Here is a 16,740-nt window from a genome sequence, read left to right on the forward strand (position 1 = left end):
GTTTGATGGAAGAGGTGGTGGTGCGTAGGTTTTTGCGGCGTGCCGCCGCCTCAGCCTGTTGATTTTTGTTTTGTTTGCCGCTCCGCTTGGGTTAGGGGGCCCCTTGTGCGGCCCCCTGACCCAAGCGGAGCGGATAAATAATGAAAAACCACAAGCGTCTGCGGCGGCACGCCGCACTACCCTAAGCGGAGCGGCAAACAAAAGAAGAAAAGAAGAATGGTGAGGCGCTTGCGCCGTACTAAACTTCGTGCATTGCCAAACGGAATAAACCAATGTTCCCCAACAAACAGAACCCCGCCCTGCATAACTCATGCAGGGCGGGGTTCTTTCAAATCCAGCAAAAAAGGTCGTGGCGTTATTCCACTTTCATCCCTTTTTCTTTAAAGTAGCGGGCTGCACCGGGGTGCAGGGGCACTGTCAGGCCGTCCAGCGCGGTTTGCAGGGTAATTTCTTTCCCTTTGGCGTGGGAGGCATGAATGGTATCCAGGTTTTCAAACATCCCTTTGGTGAAGGCATAGATAACGTCGTCGGAAACGCCGTCATGGGTCAGCAGCACAGCCTTAACAGCCGGGGTTTTGATGTCTTTGTCAATGCCAGTGTAGGTTCCGGCAGGAATGGTGCTTATCACAAAGTAGGGGTGTTCTTTCACCAGTTTCGCCAGGTAGGCATCGTCAAAGCTTACCAGGGTTACGTCTTTGGAAGTAGCAAGGTCCATAATGGAAGCGGTGGGGAACCCGGCAACCACAAAGCCTGCGTCAATCTGGTTGTCTTTGAAGCGGTCAGTGGTGGCACCAAAGTCAAGAAAATCTACTTTCATTTGGTCGTAGGTAAGGCCTGCTACCTGGAACAGCGCGCGCACGTCGGCTTCAACGCCTGAACCGGGGGCACCCACGCCTACGCGCTTGCCTTTAAGGTCGGTAAGGGTGTTAACCTTGGAATCTTTCGTTACCAGAAGTTGCACGTGTTCCGGGTACAGGGCAGCCACGGCGCGCAGGTTTTTCATGGGGGCTTTGAACATCATTTCCCCATGGTAGGCCCAGTAAGAAATGTCGTTCTGGGCAAAGGCCACTTCAATGGCACCGCGGCCCAGCAGGTTGATGTTGGCAACAGAAGCGTTGCCAGTTTCAGCCGTGGCCTTAATGGCGGGGTTGTTGCTGGCTGCCTTGGCAATGGCCCCGCCAATGGGGTAGTAAGTGCCTGCGGTGCCGCCAGTGGCAATGGAAACATAGGCGGCCGCCCCGGCAAACGAGGCAGCGCCCAAAAGGCCAGCTAGTGCAGCAATACAAAGCAGGGAAGCGAATTTAAGTTTTTTCATCATCAAGCTCCCACAGAAGAGGTTAAGGGTTTTGCTTCATTACGCTTTTTGTACGTTTGAAATAAGTGGATAACAAGAAGAATAGTAAAACCTGCAACATCTGTCAAAGTTCCTGGGGTGAGCAGGCCCAGGGCACCTAACAAAGCAAGGCCGCGTAGGGCAAGGTTCAGGTGAGTGCGGTAAAAGCCAATGGTGGCCATGGCCAGCAGGAACACCCCGAGCATGGCGGTGCATACAGGCTGCACCATGTCCAGCATGGAATCTGCCCCAATGAACAGCAAAATGGGGTTGAATACGTAAATATACGGCACAATAAGCCCGGCCAGGGCCAGCTTGAAGGCAGTTATGCCCGTGCGCATTGGGTCTGCCCCGGCAATGCCCGCCCCGGCGTAAGAGGCAAGGGCCACAGGCGGGGTAAGGTCGGCGGCAATGCCAAAGTAGAACACAAACATGTAGGCCGCCAGGGGGGGCACACCCATTTGCAGCAAGGCAGGGGCTGCCATGGTGCTGGTAACAATAAAGTTTGCCGTGGTGGGCAGCCCGGTGCCCAGGGCAATGCTTGCCAGCATGGTCATTATCATGGTGGGCAGCAGCATACCGCCTGCCAGTTCAATAATGCCGTTGGCAATGCGCAGGCCAGCGCCCGTTAAGGTGCCCATGCCTACAATCATGCCCACGCAGGCACAGGCGCAGGCCACAGCCAGGGAACCGCGTGCGCCCATTTCAAAGGCTTCAAACATTTTTTTAGGGGTAAGGGCCGTTTCCTTGTTGAGGTAGGAAAGGGGAATACACACCAAAATGCCGTAAAAAGCCGCTTTGAGCGGAGTATAGCCAGCAAGCAGAAAGTAGATAATGGCAATAAGGGGAATAAGCAGAAAGCCCCGGGTGCGCAGCAGGTCCCAAATGTGGGGCAAGCGGTCTTTGGGCAGGCCCACAAGGCCAAGGCGCTGGGCTTCAAGGTGCACCTGAATGATAACGGAAGCATAGTACAGCAGGGCAGGAATAACCGCTGCCAGGGCCACCTGCAGGTAGCCAATGCCCAGAAACTGGGCCATAATGAACGCGCCGGAACCCATGATGGGGGGCATTATTTGCCCGCCAGTGGAGGCAACGGCTTCCACTGCGCCCGCAAAATAAGGGCGGTAGCCCACGCTTTTCATCAGAGGAATGGTGAACATGCCCGTGGTGCACACGTTGGCCACGGAAGAGCCGGAAACAGTGCCCATAAGCCCGGAAGCAACAACCGCCACCTTGGCAGGCCCGCCTGTGGACCACCCGGCCAGGGCCAGGGATAGGTCGATAATGAATTTGCCGATGCCGGTTTTGTCCAGCACGGCGCCAAACAGGATAAAGATAAATACGAAGGTGGAAGATACTTGCAGCGGTGTGCCAAAAAGCCCTTCCGTGCCCAGGTACATGTGGTTGATGATGCGCTCAATGCTGAAGCCCCGGTGGGCCATGGCTTCCGGTAAGGATTGCCCGAAATAACAGTAGAGCAGCGCAGCAATGGCCAATAGCGGGAGAATGGGATTGGAAATGCGGCGGGTAGCTTCCAGCACAAGGGCAATAAGCACAAAGCCCATTATGATGTCCATTTGGGTGGGCAGGCCTGCACGTTCCGTAAGGGCCATATAATTTACCACAAGGTAGCCACAGGCCGCTACCCCCGCAGCAGCCAGAAAAAAGTCGCTTATGGGAATGCTGTTGTTGCCGCGCTTGCGGTACATGGGGAAAAGCAGAATTGTCAGGGTAAGGGCAAACGCCAGGTGAATGGCCCCTTGCTGCTGAATGCTGAGCAGCCCGATGCCCGCCGTGGTAAAGTGGAAGGCCGCCATGGCAAAGGCCACAAGGCTGATGAATATTTTCTGCCATCCCCCCACAATGCGGAAGCGGGATTCAGAGTCGTATTTACGGATGAGCTCGTCAAAGTCAATGCCCTCTTTTTTGGGCTGCTCCGTGGGAGTTTGTACCTGTTCAGTCATAAGGCTTCCTTCAATAATAAAACGGTGAAACAAGGGAAATGCTGATTTATTCCGTTTGGCGGCGTTGCTTCACTTTTTCTGAAACAGTCGAGGACAGAAGAGTTGACTCGGCCCGTCCTGGGCCTCGGCCTTCGGCTCCCGCCCTTCGGGCGGTTTCCAATTCCGCTTTCATGCGGAATTGTCACTCCTGCTTCAAAAAAAGCTTGCGCACAGGGCCTGTGTCCCCGACCTTGCCAAACGAAATAACTGCGCGTTTCCCAAAGACCATTTAATCAGTGTTTCCTAAGAAAAACACTACGCATGTGTTGTCTCAAGGTATTCTTACGCAGTAAAAATATCAAATATTATTACTGTTTTTTTGGCTCCAGTCCTGCCAGAACATGCCACAAGGGGCGTTGTTGCACGGTTATGTGCAGCCGGGCCAGGGGCATGGTGCGGTAAAGCGCATGCCAGCCACCAGGGGAAACCCTGGCTTCATTTGTACCTAATTCTTCTGTACCTACCCGGTACCACACCTCTGGTTCTGCCCTTCTGCCACCTTGCAGAATCATCCAGGGGGGGGTGGAATAAAAGCGCCCCGGTGTGGGCAGGGCAAAAGGCAACCCTGCGTTATGCGATTGAATACGCGTGCGCCACGGCCACAGCAGCCCGTGCAGCGGTGCCAGAAATTCTTCCACCGGGGTGCGCTGCACAGAATGAATCATGCGGGTGTGCAACTCCTGCCCAAGGGGGGCAGGCAAGGAAAAGCCAAGGGCTTTTTGGTTGCTTGCCTGAATAACGGGAACAGGCCACAAAGCAAGGCACACACAAAGAAGCAGAAAAAATAGTGCCCCCTGGGCCAGAAAGACCAAGGGAAGCTTGTGGGGGGAGCACCGTTTACCCAAGCCCAGTCTTGTGCCATAACGGGGCATGCGGCTTTGTAGTGTTACGCCGTGGTTTTTTACATTGCCCAGGGGTGCTTGCATGCCGATGTTCTCTATTGTTCCTGCACTGGCGTATATGCTGCTTTTTTGTCAGGCAAACCGTTTGTTGGCACGTGGGTGCTCACAGTGCCTGAACCGGGCCTATAGCGTCAATTGTAGCATTTTGTACACCAAAACGCCACATCTATTTCAGCGCCATATTTCCCGTTTTTTCCATGCAGGGAAGAAAGCGCATTGGCATGCCCCGGCTGACCATGGCCTTGCCCCTGAGGCAGGCTGTGCCACGGTACAGGGCGGGCAGGGTGCCATAGGCTGTATTGTCCATGCTGCCTTATGCTTTGCCCTGCTGGCTGTGCCGGCAGGCAGTTTACCTGCCCTGTGGGCCTGGCCTTATGCAGGGGGAGTGTTGCTGGGTATACTGTTGTGGGCAGCAGTTTTGCAGCCGTACCCTAAAAGTGGCACGGCACGGGCTGGGGGTATGCCAGGGCTTGCAGGCAGGCCATTGCTGCTGGCCTTTGCAGGGCTGGTGCTGGTGTGGGGGGGGCTGGGGCTGTGCAGTTGGCACCGGGGGTTACCAGGCTATTTTTGGCACCTGGATGCATTTGTAGCGCACCCTTTGTGGTGTGAAGTTTCCCCACCTGGCAAGGTGAGCCTTGCCGTGGTTTTGGTCGGGCTGTGCAGCCTGCTACCCCGGTGGCCCAGGCAGGAGGAACAGACCGCAGTGCAGCCGTTGCCCGTGGCCTATGTTGCCTGGGTGGTGTTGTGGCAGGCTGTGGTGGTTTCCCTGTTGGTTCCGTTCACTCTTGGGCAATGGCTTGGGGGAAGCTGGTGGATTGTGGCAGATTTTTTCCTGTTTTGGGGCAAGGTGGGGGTTTTGGTATTTGTTGTTTCGCCGTGTTGCGTGCGCTGGCTGGGGCCGTGGGGTGGGGCTTGCCTGCTGGTGGCAGGGCTTGGGGGCATGTTGCTGTGGGGGCTTAGGTAATGTGCAGGTTCCATGGACCCTGCACGTTTGCATAATACACAAAGCGCCTGCTGGTTTCCCGGCAGGCGCTTTGTTTGTTATGATGGCTCGGCTCCGCTATTCAGGTGAACAGCGGAGCCGGGCAAGGGCGTGTTATTTTTGCAGGCGACCCAGCAAGGAGCGCAGTTCTTGCGCCATGCGGGAAACTTCCTGCACAGCAGAGGCAGATTCCACCATGCCTGAGGCAGTGTCTGTTGCAATGTTATTGATGGCGTCAATGGATGCGTTGATTTCTTCCGATGTGGCAGACTGTTCTTCTGCTGCCGTGGCAATGCTGGCAATAAGGGCAGAGGTGCCTTGGGCCAGGTGCAGAATTTCTTCCAGGGCTGTGCCGGAAACTCCGGCCCGTTCCGTGGCAGAAGCGGCAGCCCGTGCTGCTGCGCCCATGCGTTCAATGTTCACGGAGGTGGAATTCTGAATGCCACGAATGTTGCCGCCCACTTCAGTGGTGGCACTCATGGTTTTTTCAGCAAGCTTGCGCACTTCGTCGGCAACCACAGCAAACCCGCGGCCAGCTTCGCCAGCGCGTGCTGCTTCAATGGCAGCGTTCAGGGCCAGCAGGTTTGTTTGGTCGGCAATGTCGGAAATAACGTTCATAACGCCGCCAATGGATTCTGCCTGCCTGCCAAGCTCTTCCATGTTCTTTTGCATTTCCATGGCTGTGGTGTTCACTTCCTCAATGGCGGTGACCACCTGGTGTACCAGGTGTGCCCCTTCTTCAGCCTTGCCACGGGTGCTTTCAGCCTGCTGGCTGGCATCACTGGCGCTGCGGGCCACTTCCAGCACAGTGGCATTCATTTCTTCCATGGCTGTGGCGGTGGAGGCAGCCCTGTCGCGCTGCACGTCTGTTCCGTGGCTTACTTCTTCCACCTGGGCAGAAAGCTGTTCGGAAGCGGCGGCCATGCGGTTTGAAATGTCTGTGGCCTGGTTTGCCACATCAAGAATAACACGCTGGGTTTCTTTGATGGTTGTCAGGTCTGTAATTAAAAGCATCATGGCTGTAAGCTGGCCCTGCTTGTCTTGCAGGGGCAGGCTGGAATACTGCACATCCATGCGCTTGCCGCCGGGGTGGGCCACAGTTTCATTGGTGGCAGGCTTGTTGGTTCTGAAGGCCTTGTCCAGGGCGCTCTGGGCAGTGCCGTCGTCCTCGAGATTAAACATTTGCTTACAGGTTTTGTTGCGGTAGTCTGTGCCAGCAACATCCTGGGCGCCCTGGTTCATGAACAGTATTTTATGGTCCGGGTTCATAATGACCACAGGGGAGGGAATGCCGTTGATCATGCGGCAGAAGCGGTTGCAAATGCCATTGGTAGCCTGGATAAGCCCGGCGAATTCACCGTTGAGCTGGCTGGAGTCAGCCTGGGCAGTTATGTCGCCATTAATGATATTCGTTTCAATAGCGGCGTAGCTGTGGGTCACTTTTTGCAATTCAGCCGGAATGGTGCGCAGGGCATTGGCAAGCACGCCCAGTTCGTCTTTGCGGTTTACGGTAAAGACAGTGTCAAATTTTCCTGCTGCAATGTCTTCAGCAAAATTAACCCCTTGTTGCAGGGTGCGTACCACAGGGCGGATAAGCGCTATAATAACCAGCGCTCCCAAAATGGCAGAAATGGCAATAACCATGAGGGTATCGTTGCGCATAGCAACAAGAGGGGCAAAAATTTCGCTGGTAATGGCGCGAACAACCACTATAATGCCGGATTCTTCATCTTGGGCAAACACAAACAGGGAAAGGTTGTTGTTAATGTCCACCCCTTCCAGGCTACCCGTGCCTGTTTGGGCAATTTTTTGGTAGGTGGGGTGGGCAAAAATTCTTTGGTCAAAAACATATTTTGGGTCTTGGTGGGCCACCACGTTGCCGCGGTCGCTCAAGAGAAAGGCAGAACCACTTTCCCCAAGGCGAATGGGTTTGATGAAACGTTCAAAAATATCTGCAATGAAAACAGTACCCAAAACAACGCCCACTTTTCTGCCTTCATTCATTATGGGGGTGGAAATGGCAATAACTGTTTTACCAGTACTTTTGGTAACAAAGGGGTTGGTTGCCTTTGTTTCACCGCGCATGGCTGTTTGGAAATAATCGGCATCTCTGGAGTTTACGCCAACGTGGGTTGGGTCGGAGGCGGCAACAATGGTGCCGTCCATGTTGAGCACATCAATGGTGTCCATGTGTGGGTAGGATTCGGCCAGAACATCCAACAGTTTTGCGAGGTCTTGTTTGGCCTTGGCAGCGTTTTGGTCACCACTGAAGAATTGTGCCAGGCGCGAGTCTGTGGCAATGCGCAGCATGTCGGTTTTGCCGTCCACTATCATGCCAGATATGGCGCGTTTGGCTGCCTCGGCTTCCCCCCGCATGGCATCCAGGGTGTCTTCACGCATGGCAGCTTCCGAAGTGCGGTAAGAAAGGTACCCTGTTGTTCCCACCAAAAGCGTGACAAGCACAACAATGGGAAGAATGAGTTTTGATTGTAAGCCCATTATAATCCTCCAGAGAGAACGTTTAGACAGCAGGGGCATGCCCTTGATTTTCTGTTTTGGGAAAAAGAATGTGAAACGACCAGTTACAATATTATCGGCAAAAATCAGAATAATAAAGGGGGTAAGGAAAATATTTTTAACTTGGCAGCAATAATTATAGGAAGTCGCAAGCAAAGGCTTGCGTTACTTGAGGTAACCAAAAAACAAGCATGTTTTCCCTGACCTGGGGAAAACATGCTTGTTTTTTGGTTTGTTGTGGAAGCCAATGGAAGGTTCCCATATTATACCAAGCTGTTGGAGATGGTATCGAGGAAAAACTTAGTGCTTCCCTGTAGTATGCAATGCTTCCACCCCAAGGGCAACAGCTTTCAGGTTTACTTCCACCAGTTTGGCGGGCATGTACTTGCGAATGCCCGCTTCCAAAGCTTCAATGCTCACGGGAATAAGGCCGGAAGCGCAAGCCGCCGCAATAAGAGCCGTGTTGCCGCTTTGCTGGGAGCCAGCCTGCAACCCTATGGTTTTTATGGGGAAAAACCAGGCCTTTTCGGCCACTTCGGCAACGGATTTTTGAATGGATTCCATAGGGGGCAGCACAGCTTTGCCCGCACTGACACTGGGAGGCGGGGTGAATTCAGTGGAAGAAAACACAGCTCCCCCGGTGCGCAGGTAAGCCAGGCCACGCAGGGTTTCCAGCGGTTCAAAGCCAAGTAGAATGTCGACTTCACCAAGCTGAATGCTGGGGCTTTGCCACCCGCCAATGAGGATAGTGGATTCCACCACCCCGCCGCGCTGGGCCATGCCGTGAATTTCGCCAGCTACCACAGGCAGGTTTTGGTCAAGAATAATGCGGGTAAGCAGGGTAGTGGCGGTAAGGGTGCCTTGCCCACCTACTCCGGTAAGGTAAATCCGCAGCTTCTGGCTCATTCTGTACCTCTTTTGCGGGCTTTGAACGCCGGGGAAAGTTGCATGCACACCATGCATCCGGCACAGAGTTCTTCATCAACAGCCACACCTTCAGCGTTTTTGCAAAAGGCCTGGCAGGCAAATGTGGCAAGGCATTTTTCAGCTGCTTCGCCCTGTTCTGCCACAAAAGCCACCTGGGTGCGTGCTTTTTTCAGCGTACGGCGGGCAAACAGCACGCATGGTTCTTCCACAAGTAGCACACGCACACCGTTTTGGCCTTTCAGCTCTTCCAAAGTGCGCTGCAAGGCTTTTTGGTTGTAGCCACGTACTTTTTCCACACGGGCAACGCCCATGCTTTTTACGATGGCTTCAATGTCAAGGTGGGCGGCCTGTTCCCCAAGCACTTCGGCGCTTACCCCGGGGTTGGGCTGGTGGCCTGTCATGGCGGTGGTGCCGTTGTCCAGAATAACCACAAGCAGGTTGTGCCTGTTGAACACCGCGTTGGCAAGGCCCGTTAGGCCGGAGTGGAAGAAGGTGGAGTCGCCAATAAAAGCTACCACTGGCTTACCGGAAACATGGGCAAACCCGCTGCCGCTGGAAATGGAAGACCCCATGCAAAAGGCAAAGTCTGCCCCGGAAAGGGGGGGCAGCACACCCAGAGTATAGCAGCCGATGTCGCTGGAATACATGGCGTCATCACCAAAGATTTGGCGCACAGCGTAAAAGGCAGAGCGGTGGGCGCAACCAGCGCACAGGTTTGGCGGGCGTTGGGGCAATTCTTCACAGTGCAGGCCGCAGGCATTTTCCACCTTTTCATCTAATATGGCACCCAGGGCTTCTGCAATTTTTGTGGTGGAATATTCCCCAAGGCGGGTAAGGGGGTCATGCTTGCCATGAATGGCAAGGGGCAGCCCTTGTTTTTGGGCCAAGCAGCGCAATTCTGCTTCAACCAGGGGTTCCCCTTCTTCCAGCACGAGCAGGGCGTGTACCGAGCGCATGAAGAGTTCTATTTTTTGCTCGGGCAGGGGCCAGGTCATGCCCAGTTCCAGCACGCGCACTTTGCCTTCCCAACCATGGGCCATGAGTACGTCGTGCAGGTAGGCACGGGAAACGCCAGAAGCAATAACCCCAACCTTGGCATTGCCTGCCGTGGTGTTGAAGGGTGACTTTTCTGCTATAACGCGCATATCTTCCATGTGTTGTAGCAGCATGGGGTGGCGTGCCCTTGCTGTGGCAGGCACGGGCACAAAGCGGCGCACATTGCGGGAAAAAGGCACAATGGGGGCTGGTTCGCCAAGGGGGCCAAAGGTTACCGGGCCACGCATGTGGTTTATGCGGGTGGTGGTGCGCAGTAGCACGGGCTGTTGTGTTTCCCGCGCCAGCAGCAGGGCGGCTTTCGTCATGTCTTTGGCTTCCTGCGGGTTGGCAGGCTCAAAACAGGGCATGGAGGCAAAACGGGCATAATAACGATTGTCTTGCTCGTTTTGGCTGGCATGGCAGCCGGGGTCGTCTGCGGAAAGCAGTACAAGCCCGCCGGGCAAGCCTGTGTAGGTCATGGTCAGCAGGGGGTCTGCTGCCACGTTCACTCCCACATGCTTCATGGTAACCAGGGTCAGGGCACCTGCAAGGGCAGCGCCGCCGCCTACTTCCAGGGCCACTTTCTCGTTTACAGAGTATTCCAGGGTAAAGCGTTGGCAAGCCCGCAGCTTGTTCAAGGTGTCTGGCACTTCAGAAGAAGGGGTGCCAGGGTAGCAGGCAACCATGTTCACGCCTGCTTCCAGCGCGCCCCGCACAATGGCTTCGTTGCCAAGAAGCAGGTGGCGTTCACCAGCCTGACCGAGCAAAGGGTGGTTCATAGTGTTGTCCTTTTTGGAAATGGTACAAACGGAAAAACGGAATGCGTTAACGAGCCATGCCAGGGTGGCCTATTCTGCCATTGACTTTTTCAGGCCGGGTATTGCTGCCGCAGGTAGCCGTACATGGTACGGTAAGTGGCTTTTGTGGCAAAAACAGCGCCCACAGGGAAAAGCTGTGGGCACAGTGTTGATTCATTATTTCTGTAAACAGGGCACGCCAGGAATGTTATTTCATTTCACGGCTCAGGGAAGCAATTTTTTGCTCCCAAATCATATTTTTGGTGGGGTCTTTGGGCATGCTCAAAAGCTGTTTGTACGCTTCAACGGCGGCGGGCTTATTGCCAGCCAGTTCTGCCAAAATGCCTATGCGGTTATACAGGTAGGCCAAGGCCCCCTTGTTTTCCGGGGCATCTTTTTTGGCTGCCAGTTCAGCAGCGGTGGCTTGCAGCACTTGTACGGCTTCAGCCAGTTTATTTTGCCCGGCCAGGGCGCTTGCTTTGCCAAGGGCTGCTTCAAGGCCAAAAGAAGGTTGCAGTTTTGCAATGGCTTCCCATGCGGCCAGTACTTCTTCCTGCTTGTTTGCTTCCTGGGCTGTTTGCACCTGGGCAAGGTAGGCGTTAAAATGGAACTTGGCCGGGGTTTTGGCAATAAATGCCTTAATGGCATCCATGCGTTCCTGGCCCTGCTTGGTGGTTACAATATCGCCAAATTCTTTTTGTGTGGCCAGTTCATTGCGTTGGCGGTATGAATCGTACATCCAGTAGGCGCCAATAGCCAAAATAAAGCAGACAATGGCACCGGCTATCAGCCGCGAATGCTTGGTAATAACATGCAGGAAAGGGGAATTTTCTTTGCTTACTTCATGCTCCACCTCATTCAGAAGTGAAGAGGCATGGTGGTCCGGCTGCTGCGCCATGGTGTATGCTCCTTAATAATTCCGGCCCACGCCGTGGCGCACGGAAAAGTAGTGAAATAAAACTATTAAAAATAGTTTTGTGGCTAAGGCCATATTCTGCCTGCGCAGGCAGGGCGGAACATGATGAAAAAAGCACGCAAAACGCAATTGTGTATGGTTTTGCACAGGCAGGGGGATAAGTAAACTGCCTGCCGGAAAAAGTCAAAGGCCACGCAGGGCGAAACAGCGGGCCACAAAGGGGGCAGCGCCGCCCGTGGCCTGCGGGGGGGGCGCATAGCTGCTTCTTGCCAGTTTGCCCTGTTGTGGTATAGTCTTATCCGATAAAGCTCATGAAGACCATGCATTTTCCACTGTTTTTCATGGGGGCGAACTTGGCGCACCCTTGGTGCCATTATTGTGCCAGCCTTGTAACAAAAATTTGTGGTGCCTGTACCGCTGTTCTGGCGGTTTTTTATTGCCTGTGCAGCAAGTGCCATATGAGCGTTTCCCTGGCATAGGTTTTTAAGGAATGAATGACATGCCTTGTGCTTCTTTTTTTTCAGCAACAACCATGCTGCTTGGTGGCAGTTTTAACCCACTGCATGTGGGGCACTTGCGCATGGTGTTTGAAGTGGAACGTGCCTTGCGTCCTAAAGAAGTGGTGTTTATTCCTTGTGCTTCCCCCCCGCACAAGCGGGCGGAAGGTCTTTTGCCCTTTGCCCTGCGCCATGCCATGCTGGCCCAGGCAGTGGCCCTTCAGCCGCGTTGGCAGGTAAGTACCATTGAAGCGGAACGGGAAGGCCCTTCGTATACCTTTGATACCTTGCTCGCCCTCAGGGAAAAAACACAAAACCGGCCTGGCTTCATTTTTGGTAGTGGGGAATTGCGATTATTGCCGATATGGAAACGATGGCAGGAATTGCTGACCCTGACAGATTTTATTGTGCTGCCCCGGGGCGGAACACAGGCCATGTTTGCAGCGGATGTATGCAGCCTGTGGCCTGAAGCTACCCCAGCCCCCCCGCCGCCAGGGGTGGCATGTGCCTTTGCCGCAGGGGGCGGGCACCTGTATTTTGTGGAACAGCCGGAACTTGCCATTAGTGCTTCCCTTGTGCGGGAATACTGGCGGGCCAGAAATCCGCTGGACTATTTGGTGCCTGCCTGTGTGCAAACCATGCTGGAGCAGGAAGAGGCCGCTGCTGTGGCGGCATGGGGAGCGCGGGCTAGGAAACGCTGATGTATTCCGTTTCACTGCGTTACTCGTTTTTTTGTTGGAGGGACAGGGCCAAAGAGCCCGGCCCCCCCTCTAAAAAACTCGGGCCTTGTTAAACGAAAAACTGAGCGTTTTCAAAACACCAGCTACGCGGTGCTTTTTTGAGGCTATTCCCAAAACGCGCAAAATATAGTTTTGTAAGGGGTTTTCTTGTGGGCGGCGCGGGTTTATGTTGACCTGTACGGCCCGGCCTTTTATATACGTTGCAACAACTGGTTATGGGGCACAATGCGTACGAAGCATACAGCCCGGAACATGGGGAAGGATGAATGCGGTCCGGCTAAGAAGCCGGGAAGCATTAGAGCAATTTGGCTTGCAAAATTGCCTTGCGTAGCGTGTCGTTTGTTTTAACAATCACCTCTTTTTGCCTCTTGTTTTGGTGAAACGTTTGTACAAGAACAAAAAATAGTCGGATAGGATTAGGGAAGGATATATGGGGAGCCTTGTAGTACCACAAGACGTAACGCAAAACATTGCAAGGGCGAAAGCGCTGTTCCGGCGTGATGAAGTCCTGCGTGGTTTTGACGCCCTTATTCTTGCCCTGGACGCGTATGAGCCAGCAAAGCTCATGGGGCGTTCCCGTTTTGAAGTGGAAGTGCTTATTACGGAATGTATGCAGGAAGTGAACCGAAACCCTTCAGTGCGTAAAATACTGGAAGCGCTGACTAAGTCGCCCAAGGCGACTGTTCCGTATGCACCGGGGGGCGAGGCAAAACTCAAAGCTTTGTTGCCTGTACTGCGCAAGGCCATTGCCGAAACAGCCAACCAGAAAGAACAAAAAGAGCAGGAAGAACGTGACCTGCGTAAAAATACCTTGCGTGACAAAGGCATAGCCTACTTAAAGGCCAAAGACCTGCCCCGTGGCAAGGCAGCCCTGCGCCGCCTGGCAGATGAGTTTGGCGACGAGCAAGGCATTTATGTGCTGGTGGGGGGGCATCTTCTGGAAGCTGGTCTTTTTTATGATGCCGTTGAATTTCTGGAACTCTCCATAGAAAAGTTCCCACGGGACAGCAAGGCCTATGCCCTTGCCTCCAAATGCTACCTTGCCCTGCGGGAGTTTGGCAGCGCAGAAACGGTGTACGTAAAGGCCATAAAGACGTTTGGGAAACACCCGGTTACCCTGACCAACCTTGCCAAGCTTTACCTTGCCTGGAATAAAAAAGATAAGGCCTTTGAAGCGGCCCAGGCAGCCCTTGGGCTGGACGCCAACAATGCAGAGGCTAAGGCTATTTTTGAAAAGCTCTCTTAGGAAACGCTCATTTATTCCGTTTGGCGGCGTTGCTTCCTTTTTTGAGAAACAGTCGAGGACGGAAGAGTTGACTCGGCCCGTCCTGGGCCTCGGCCTTCGGCTCCCGCCTTTCAGGCGGTTCCCAATTCCGCTTTCCTGCGGAATGGTCACTCCTGCTTCCCAAAAAACTCGCGCCTTGCCAAACGAAATAACTGAGCGTTTCCCGAGTGCCTGTAATACTGTCTTTTCCTTCCTGTTTTTGCCAATGATCACCAACGCAAGGAGCATGTCATGAGCGATTTTACTGTGGTTTTTCATGTGGACAAAATTGACGGTTCCCTGGCGGTTGCAATGAACAACGCCATTAATTACGCCAATGCCCTGCCAGGGCAGGCCTACCACATGGTGTTAGTGGTCAATTCAGCCGCGGTGAAGGAATTGGTGGCAGAAAAGGCCGCGCTTTTGGAAAAGTTGCAACCAGCCTTGGCCCTTGGGTTGGAAGTACGTGCCTGCCAGAATGCCCTTGCCGCTACAGGCACAGCGGCTGAACAGCTTTTTGCCGGGTGCCAGGTGGTGCCTGCGGGCATTGTGGAACTGGTACGCCTGCAAAAAAAGGGCTATGCCTATATTAAGCCCTAGCCCCGTACTCTTGTTCATGCTTGATGGGGAACCGCTGCGTGCAGGGGTTCCCCATTTCTGTTGTTTGCCTTGGCTACACTTCCCGTTTATGCGTTAACCAGCCCCCAAACAACAGGGTTTGGTAAAAGCGCACCGGGGCGGTAAAGCCTGCGTCTTCCAGCAGGGCCAGTATGGTTTCTTCCGGGAGAAAAGCCACATCATTCTGCATATGCAAAAAGTCTTTGTGCATCTGCTCCGGGGCAAGGCCATGGGCGCAATAGCCCGTATGCCAGGCCGCAAACAATGCTTCGTGCTGCGGTGTGCCCGGCGTGCCGAACAGGTCTGCCACCACAAAGGGGGCACCCGGCTTCAAGCGGTGGGCAATATTTTGGAAGTAGGTCAGCCTGGCCTTGGGTTCTTTAATGAAATGGGCCACAAAAATAGAAGACGCTGCATCATACAGGTGCGGTGTTGTGCATTCTTGCAGAAAACCCTGAAAAAACGTGACGCGCTGCGCCATGCTGGCAGCAGTTACTTTTTTCTGGGCCAGGGCCAGCATTTCAGGGGAAAGGTCCACCGCCAGAAATTCCCAACCAGGGAATAGCCCCCCCAGAGTCACTACCTCCTCCCCTGTGCCTGCCCCTACAGAAAGAAACCGCGCCTGGGGCGGTAATTCCGGCGTGGCGCTTTGTAGCAGGCTGGGCAACATGCTGTGCAGGGCGTTATACCCTGGGCAGAACAGGCGAATGCGCTTTTCATAGCGGGTTGCCATGGAGTCGTCAAAATGCCGTACTGGGTTGAAGGGCTTGAATGGTTGCATGGTCTTTCCCTAATGGCCCTGCATGGAAAGCAACCTCTCCAGGACTTTTAACTCTGCGGAATAGAGCTCTGCTTCATGGCGGGTGAGGCGGGTGTATTCTTCTGCAAAGGCTGTGCTGAGGCGGCCCAGCAGTTCACGGCTTTTTTGGGCCAGGGCGTAGGCTTCGGTGTCCACTTCCGAGGCGGTGTGCAGGCGGGCGCACTCTTCAGCTACGCGCACAGCCGCAGTGCCATAGCGTTGCATAAAGCGCTCCATGGTGCCCAATTGGCTGGCATCTTTTTCCAGCACAGCCAGTATGTTGTGCATGCTGGCATGAATGCTGTCTACGTGCACCTGTTCACGCGGGGCAAGGCGGGTGCGTGTTTGCAGCAGTGTTGCCGCCATTTCCCAGTAAGGAACAAGGCGTTTTTCCTGTATGGTGCCTGCCAGGGGGGGGCTGGTGTTGCCAATGGGGGCTTTGCCCACCATAACCTTGGTAAGCTGGCTGTTAATATCTTCCATGCTGTCTAGCAGCCGTTGGCCTTTTTCGTCCCACTGTTCCGGGTTGGGCAGACGGGCCGTGTGGCTTACCCGGCGGGTGATGCTTTCCACCTGCACAATAAGGGGGGCATCTTCCGGTGCTGCGCCAAGCCTGTACTGGAGGGCAGTTTCACAATTCACCACCAGTGTTTTCAGGGCGTTGTCCAGCATAACCGGGTAGCGGCGTTGGGCTGTCAGGTGGTGTAATTCTTTCAGGCAGCGTTGTAGCATGCCCCGGTAAATGGGGGCGCTGCGCAGCTTTATGTAAATAAGTGTGGTGAGGTAGCTGGTAACGCCCGCCGCTGCCAGCACAAGGGCTGCCCGCCCGGCCAGGGGCGTATTCTGGCCCATAAGGCACAGGAGTAGCCAGGGCAGAGCCGCCCATTCCCACCCTATTTTTCCTTTGAATAGCAGTAAGCGCTGTACCCAGGTTTGGCACCCGCCCCACAGCAGGGCATAAGGCAGGGGCAGGCCAAGGGCAAGGCTTACCCCTACCTGGGCAATGCCTGCCAGCACGGGGAACAGCCAGCGCGGGTCTGCACCCATGCCCCGTGGCACAAGGCACACAACCCCCACATAACTGCTGAGGAATACTTTGACCCCGCCCATGAAGGAACCACCACCAGATTCCGGCTGGCTGGCAGAAAAAATGGCGGCAGCCACCAGGGCAGCCGTATGCACCACAAGGCGCATGCCCACGCCCTTGATAAATCGGGTAAGCCATTCAAGGTTCACACGTTACTCCTGTATCAAGATGATAAAGGGAAAATCCATTGGGGAGGCTCTGCCTCCCCATCCGCCACATTTTTTCGCTCGGGCTTCGTGGAGATGTGCGGGTCAGCAAAGCTGCCCGCACCCTCCGCCCTCACTCCACGGCTCGCTACGCTCGCGACTGCCGTCGGCTTAAAG

13 protein-coding genes are annotated in these 16,740 nt (G+C 54.5%); 4 read left to right on the top strand and 9 right to left on the bottom strand.

Going from position 1 to position 16,740, the window contains the following annotated elements; all coding sequences use genetic code 11:
- Nucleotides 1-355: 355 nt before the first annotated feature.
- The 3 genes from G497_RS0113460 to G497_RS20495 form a co-directional block, all read right to left on the bottom strand.
- Nucleotides 356-1,318: a TAXI family TRAP transporter solute-binding subunit gene (locus G497_RS0113460; RefSeq protein WP_156908125.1), complete on the bottom strand. Its 963-nt coding sequence runs from the start codon at nucleotides 1,316-1,318 to the stop codon at nucleotides 356-358.
- Complete coding sequence (locus tag G497_RS0113465; RefSeq protein ID WP_027188534.1) at nucleotides 1,318-3,297, bottom strand: TRAP transporter permease; 1,980 nt, start codon at nucleotides 3,295-3,297, stop codon at nucleotides 1,318-1,320. The genes G497_RS0113460 and G497_RS0113465 overlap by 1 nt, the downstream gene beginning before the upstream one ends.
- 347 nt (nucleotides 3,298-3,644) lie before the next feature.
- On the bottom strand, nucleotides 3,645-4,262 hold the full coding sequence (locus G497_RS20495) for a DUF1850 domain-containing protein (RefSeq protein WP_051258140.1): 618 nt from the start codon (nucleotides 4,260-4,262) through the stop codon (nucleotides 3,645-3,647).
- On the opposite strand from G497_RS20495, the gene G497_RS0113480 reads away from it, so the two are divergent.
- A complete protein-coding gene (locus G497_RS0113480) occupies nucleotides 4,261-5,202 on the top strand; it encodes a hypothetical protein (RefSeq protein ID WP_027188535.1) in 942 nt (313 codons plus the stop codon). The genes G497_RS20495 and G497_RS0113480 overlap by 2 nt on opposite strands.
- Before the next feature lie 132 nt (nucleotides 5,203-5,334).
- Here the strand turns inward: G497_RS0113480 and G497_RS19390 are convergent, their stop codons facing one another.
- The 4 genes from G497_RS19390 to G497_RS0113505 form a co-directional block, all read right to left on the bottom strand.
- On the bottom strand, nucleotides 5,335-7,719 hold the full coding sequence (locus tag G497_RS19390) for a methyl-accepting chemotaxis protein (RefSeq protein WP_051258141.1): 2,385 nt from the start codon (nucleotides 7,717-7,719) through the stop codon (nucleotides 5,335-5,337).
- A gap of 318 nt (nucleotides 7,720-8,037) precedes the next feature.
- Nucleotides 8,038-8,643 (bottom strand): 2-oxoacid:acceptor oxidoreductase family protein, encoded by a 606-nt coding sequence (locus G497_RS0113490; protein ID WP_027188536.1) that lies wholly within the window; start codon nucleotides 8,641-8,643, stop codon nucleotides 8,038-8,040.
- Nucleotides 8,640-10,478 (bottom strand): indolepyruvate ferredoxin oxidoreductase subunit alpha, encoded by a 1,839-nt coding sequence (gene iorA / locus G497_RS0113495; RefSeq protein ID WP_027188537.1) that lies wholly within the window; start codon nucleotides 10,476-10,478, stop codon nucleotides 8,640-8,642. Before iorA ends, G497_RS0113490 begins: the two co-directional genes overlap by 4 nt.
- A gap of 226 nt (nucleotides 10,479-10,704) precedes the next feature.
- Nucleotides 10,705-11,394, bottom strand: coding sequence for a hypothetical protein (locus G497_RS0113505; RefSeq protein ID WP_027188538.1), 690 nt, complete (start codon nucleotides 11,392-11,394; stop codon nucleotides 10,705-10,707).
- 517 nt (nucleotides 11,395-11,911) lie between these two features.
- Between G497_RS0113505 and nadD the strand changes: the two genes are divergently transcribed.
- The 3 genes from nadD to G497_RS0113525 all read left to right on the top strand — a co-directional run bounded on the left by nadD (nucleotide 11,912) and on the right by G497_RS0113525 (nucleotide 14,513).
- Nucleotides 11,912-12,610, top strand: a complete 699-nt coding sequence (gene nadD / locus G497_RS18330; RefSeq protein ID WP_051258142.1) for a nicotinate (nicotinamide) nucleotide adenylyltransferase — start codon at nucleotides 11,912-11,914, stop codon at nucleotides 12,608-12,610.
- A 469-nt stretch (nucleotides 12,611-13,079) separates the two neighbouring features.
- Nucleotides 13,080-13,895, top strand: coding sequence for a tetratricopeptide repeat protein (locus G497_RS0113520; protein ID WP_027188540.1), 816 nt, complete (start codon nucleotides 13,080-13,082; stop codon nucleotides 13,893-13,895).
- Nucleotides 13,896-14,165: 270 nt separating this feature from the next.
- Nucleotides 14,166-14,513: a DsrE family protein gene (locus G497_RS0113525; protein WP_027188541.1), complete on the top strand. Its 348-nt coding sequence runs from the start codon at nucleotides 14,166-14,168 to the stop codon at nucleotides 14,511-14,513.
- A gap of 73 nt (nucleotides 14,514-14,586) precedes the next feature.
- On the opposite strand, the gene G497_RS0113530 is transcribed toward G497_RS0113525, so the two are convergent.
- Nucleotides 14,587-15,312 (bottom strand): class I SAM-dependent methyltransferase, encoded by a 726-nt coding sequence (locus tag G497_RS0113530; protein ID WP_027188542.1) that lies wholly within the window; start codon nucleotides 15,310-15,312, stop codon nucleotides 14,587-14,589.
- A 9-nt stretch (nucleotides 15,313-15,321) separates the two neighbouring features.
- Nucleotides 15,322-16,566, bottom strand: coding sequence for a hypothetical protein (locus tag G497_RS0113535; RefSeq protein WP_027188543.1), 1,245 nt, complete (start codon nucleotides 16,564-16,566; stop codon nucleotides 15,322-15,324).
- Nucleotides 16,567-16,740 lie beyond the last annotated feature (174 nt).

Source organism: Desulfovibrio cuneatus DSM 11391, from assembly GCF_000430005.1.
Classification (GTDB): Bacteria; Desulfobacterota; Desulfovibrionia; order Desulfovibrionales; family Desulfovibrionaceae; genus Frigididesulfovibrio; species Frigididesulfovibrio cuneatus.

What these genes read in the sequence shown, in the direction of transcription:
- G497_RS0113465 (WP_027188534.1), bottom strand. Translation starts at nt 3,297, where the DNA reads ATGACTGAACAGGTACAAACTCCCACGGAGCAGCCCAAAAAAGAGGGC.
- G497_RS0113520 (WP_027188540.1), top strand. Translation starts at nt 13,080, where the DNA reads ATGGGGAGCCTTGTAGTACCACAAGACGTAACGCAAAACATTGCAAGG.
- G497_RS0113460 (WP_156908125.1), bottom strand. Translation starts at nt 1,318, where the DNA reads ATGATGAAAAAACTTAAATTCGCTTCCCTGCTTTGTATTGCTGCACTA.
- iorA (WP_027188537.1), bottom strand. Translation starts at nt 10,478, where the DNA reads ATGAACCACCCTTTGCTCGGTCAGGCTGGTGAACGCCACCTGCTTCTT.
- G497_RS0113525 (WP_027188541.1), top strand. Translation starts at nt 14,166, where the DNA reads ATGAGCGATTTTACTGTGGTTTTTCATGTGGACAAAATTGACGGTTCC.
- G497_RS0113530 (WP_027188542.1), bottom strand. Translation starts at nt 15,312, where the DNA reads ATGCAACCATTCAAGCCCTTCAACCCAGTACGGCATTTTGACGACTCC.
- G497_RS0113490 (WP_027188536.1), bottom strand. Translation starts at nt 8,643, where the DNA reads ATGAGCCAGAAGCTGCGGATTTACCTTACCGGAGTAGGTGGGCAAGGC.
- G497_RS19390 (WP_051258141.1), bottom strand. Translation starts at nt 7,719, where the DNA reads ATGGGCTTACAATCAAAACTCATTCTTCCCATTGTTGTGCTTGTCACG.
- G497_RS0113480 (WP_027188535.1), top strand. Translation starts at nt 4,261, where the DNA reads ATGCCGATGTTCTCTATTGTTCCTGCACTGGCGTATATGCTGCTTTTT.
- G497_RS20495 (WP_051258140.1), bottom strand. Translation starts at nt 4,262, where the DNA reads ATGCAAGCACCCCTGGGCAATGTAAAAAACCACGGCGTAACACTACAA.
- G497_RS0113505 (WP_027188538.1), bottom strand. Translation starts at nt 11,394, where the DNA reads ATGGCGCAGCAGCCGGACCACCATGCCTCTTCACTTCTGAATGAGGTG.
- nadD (WP_051258142.1), top strand. Translation starts at nt 11,912, where the DNA reads ATGCCTTGTGCTTCTTTTTTTTCAGCAACAACCATGCTGCTTGGTGGC.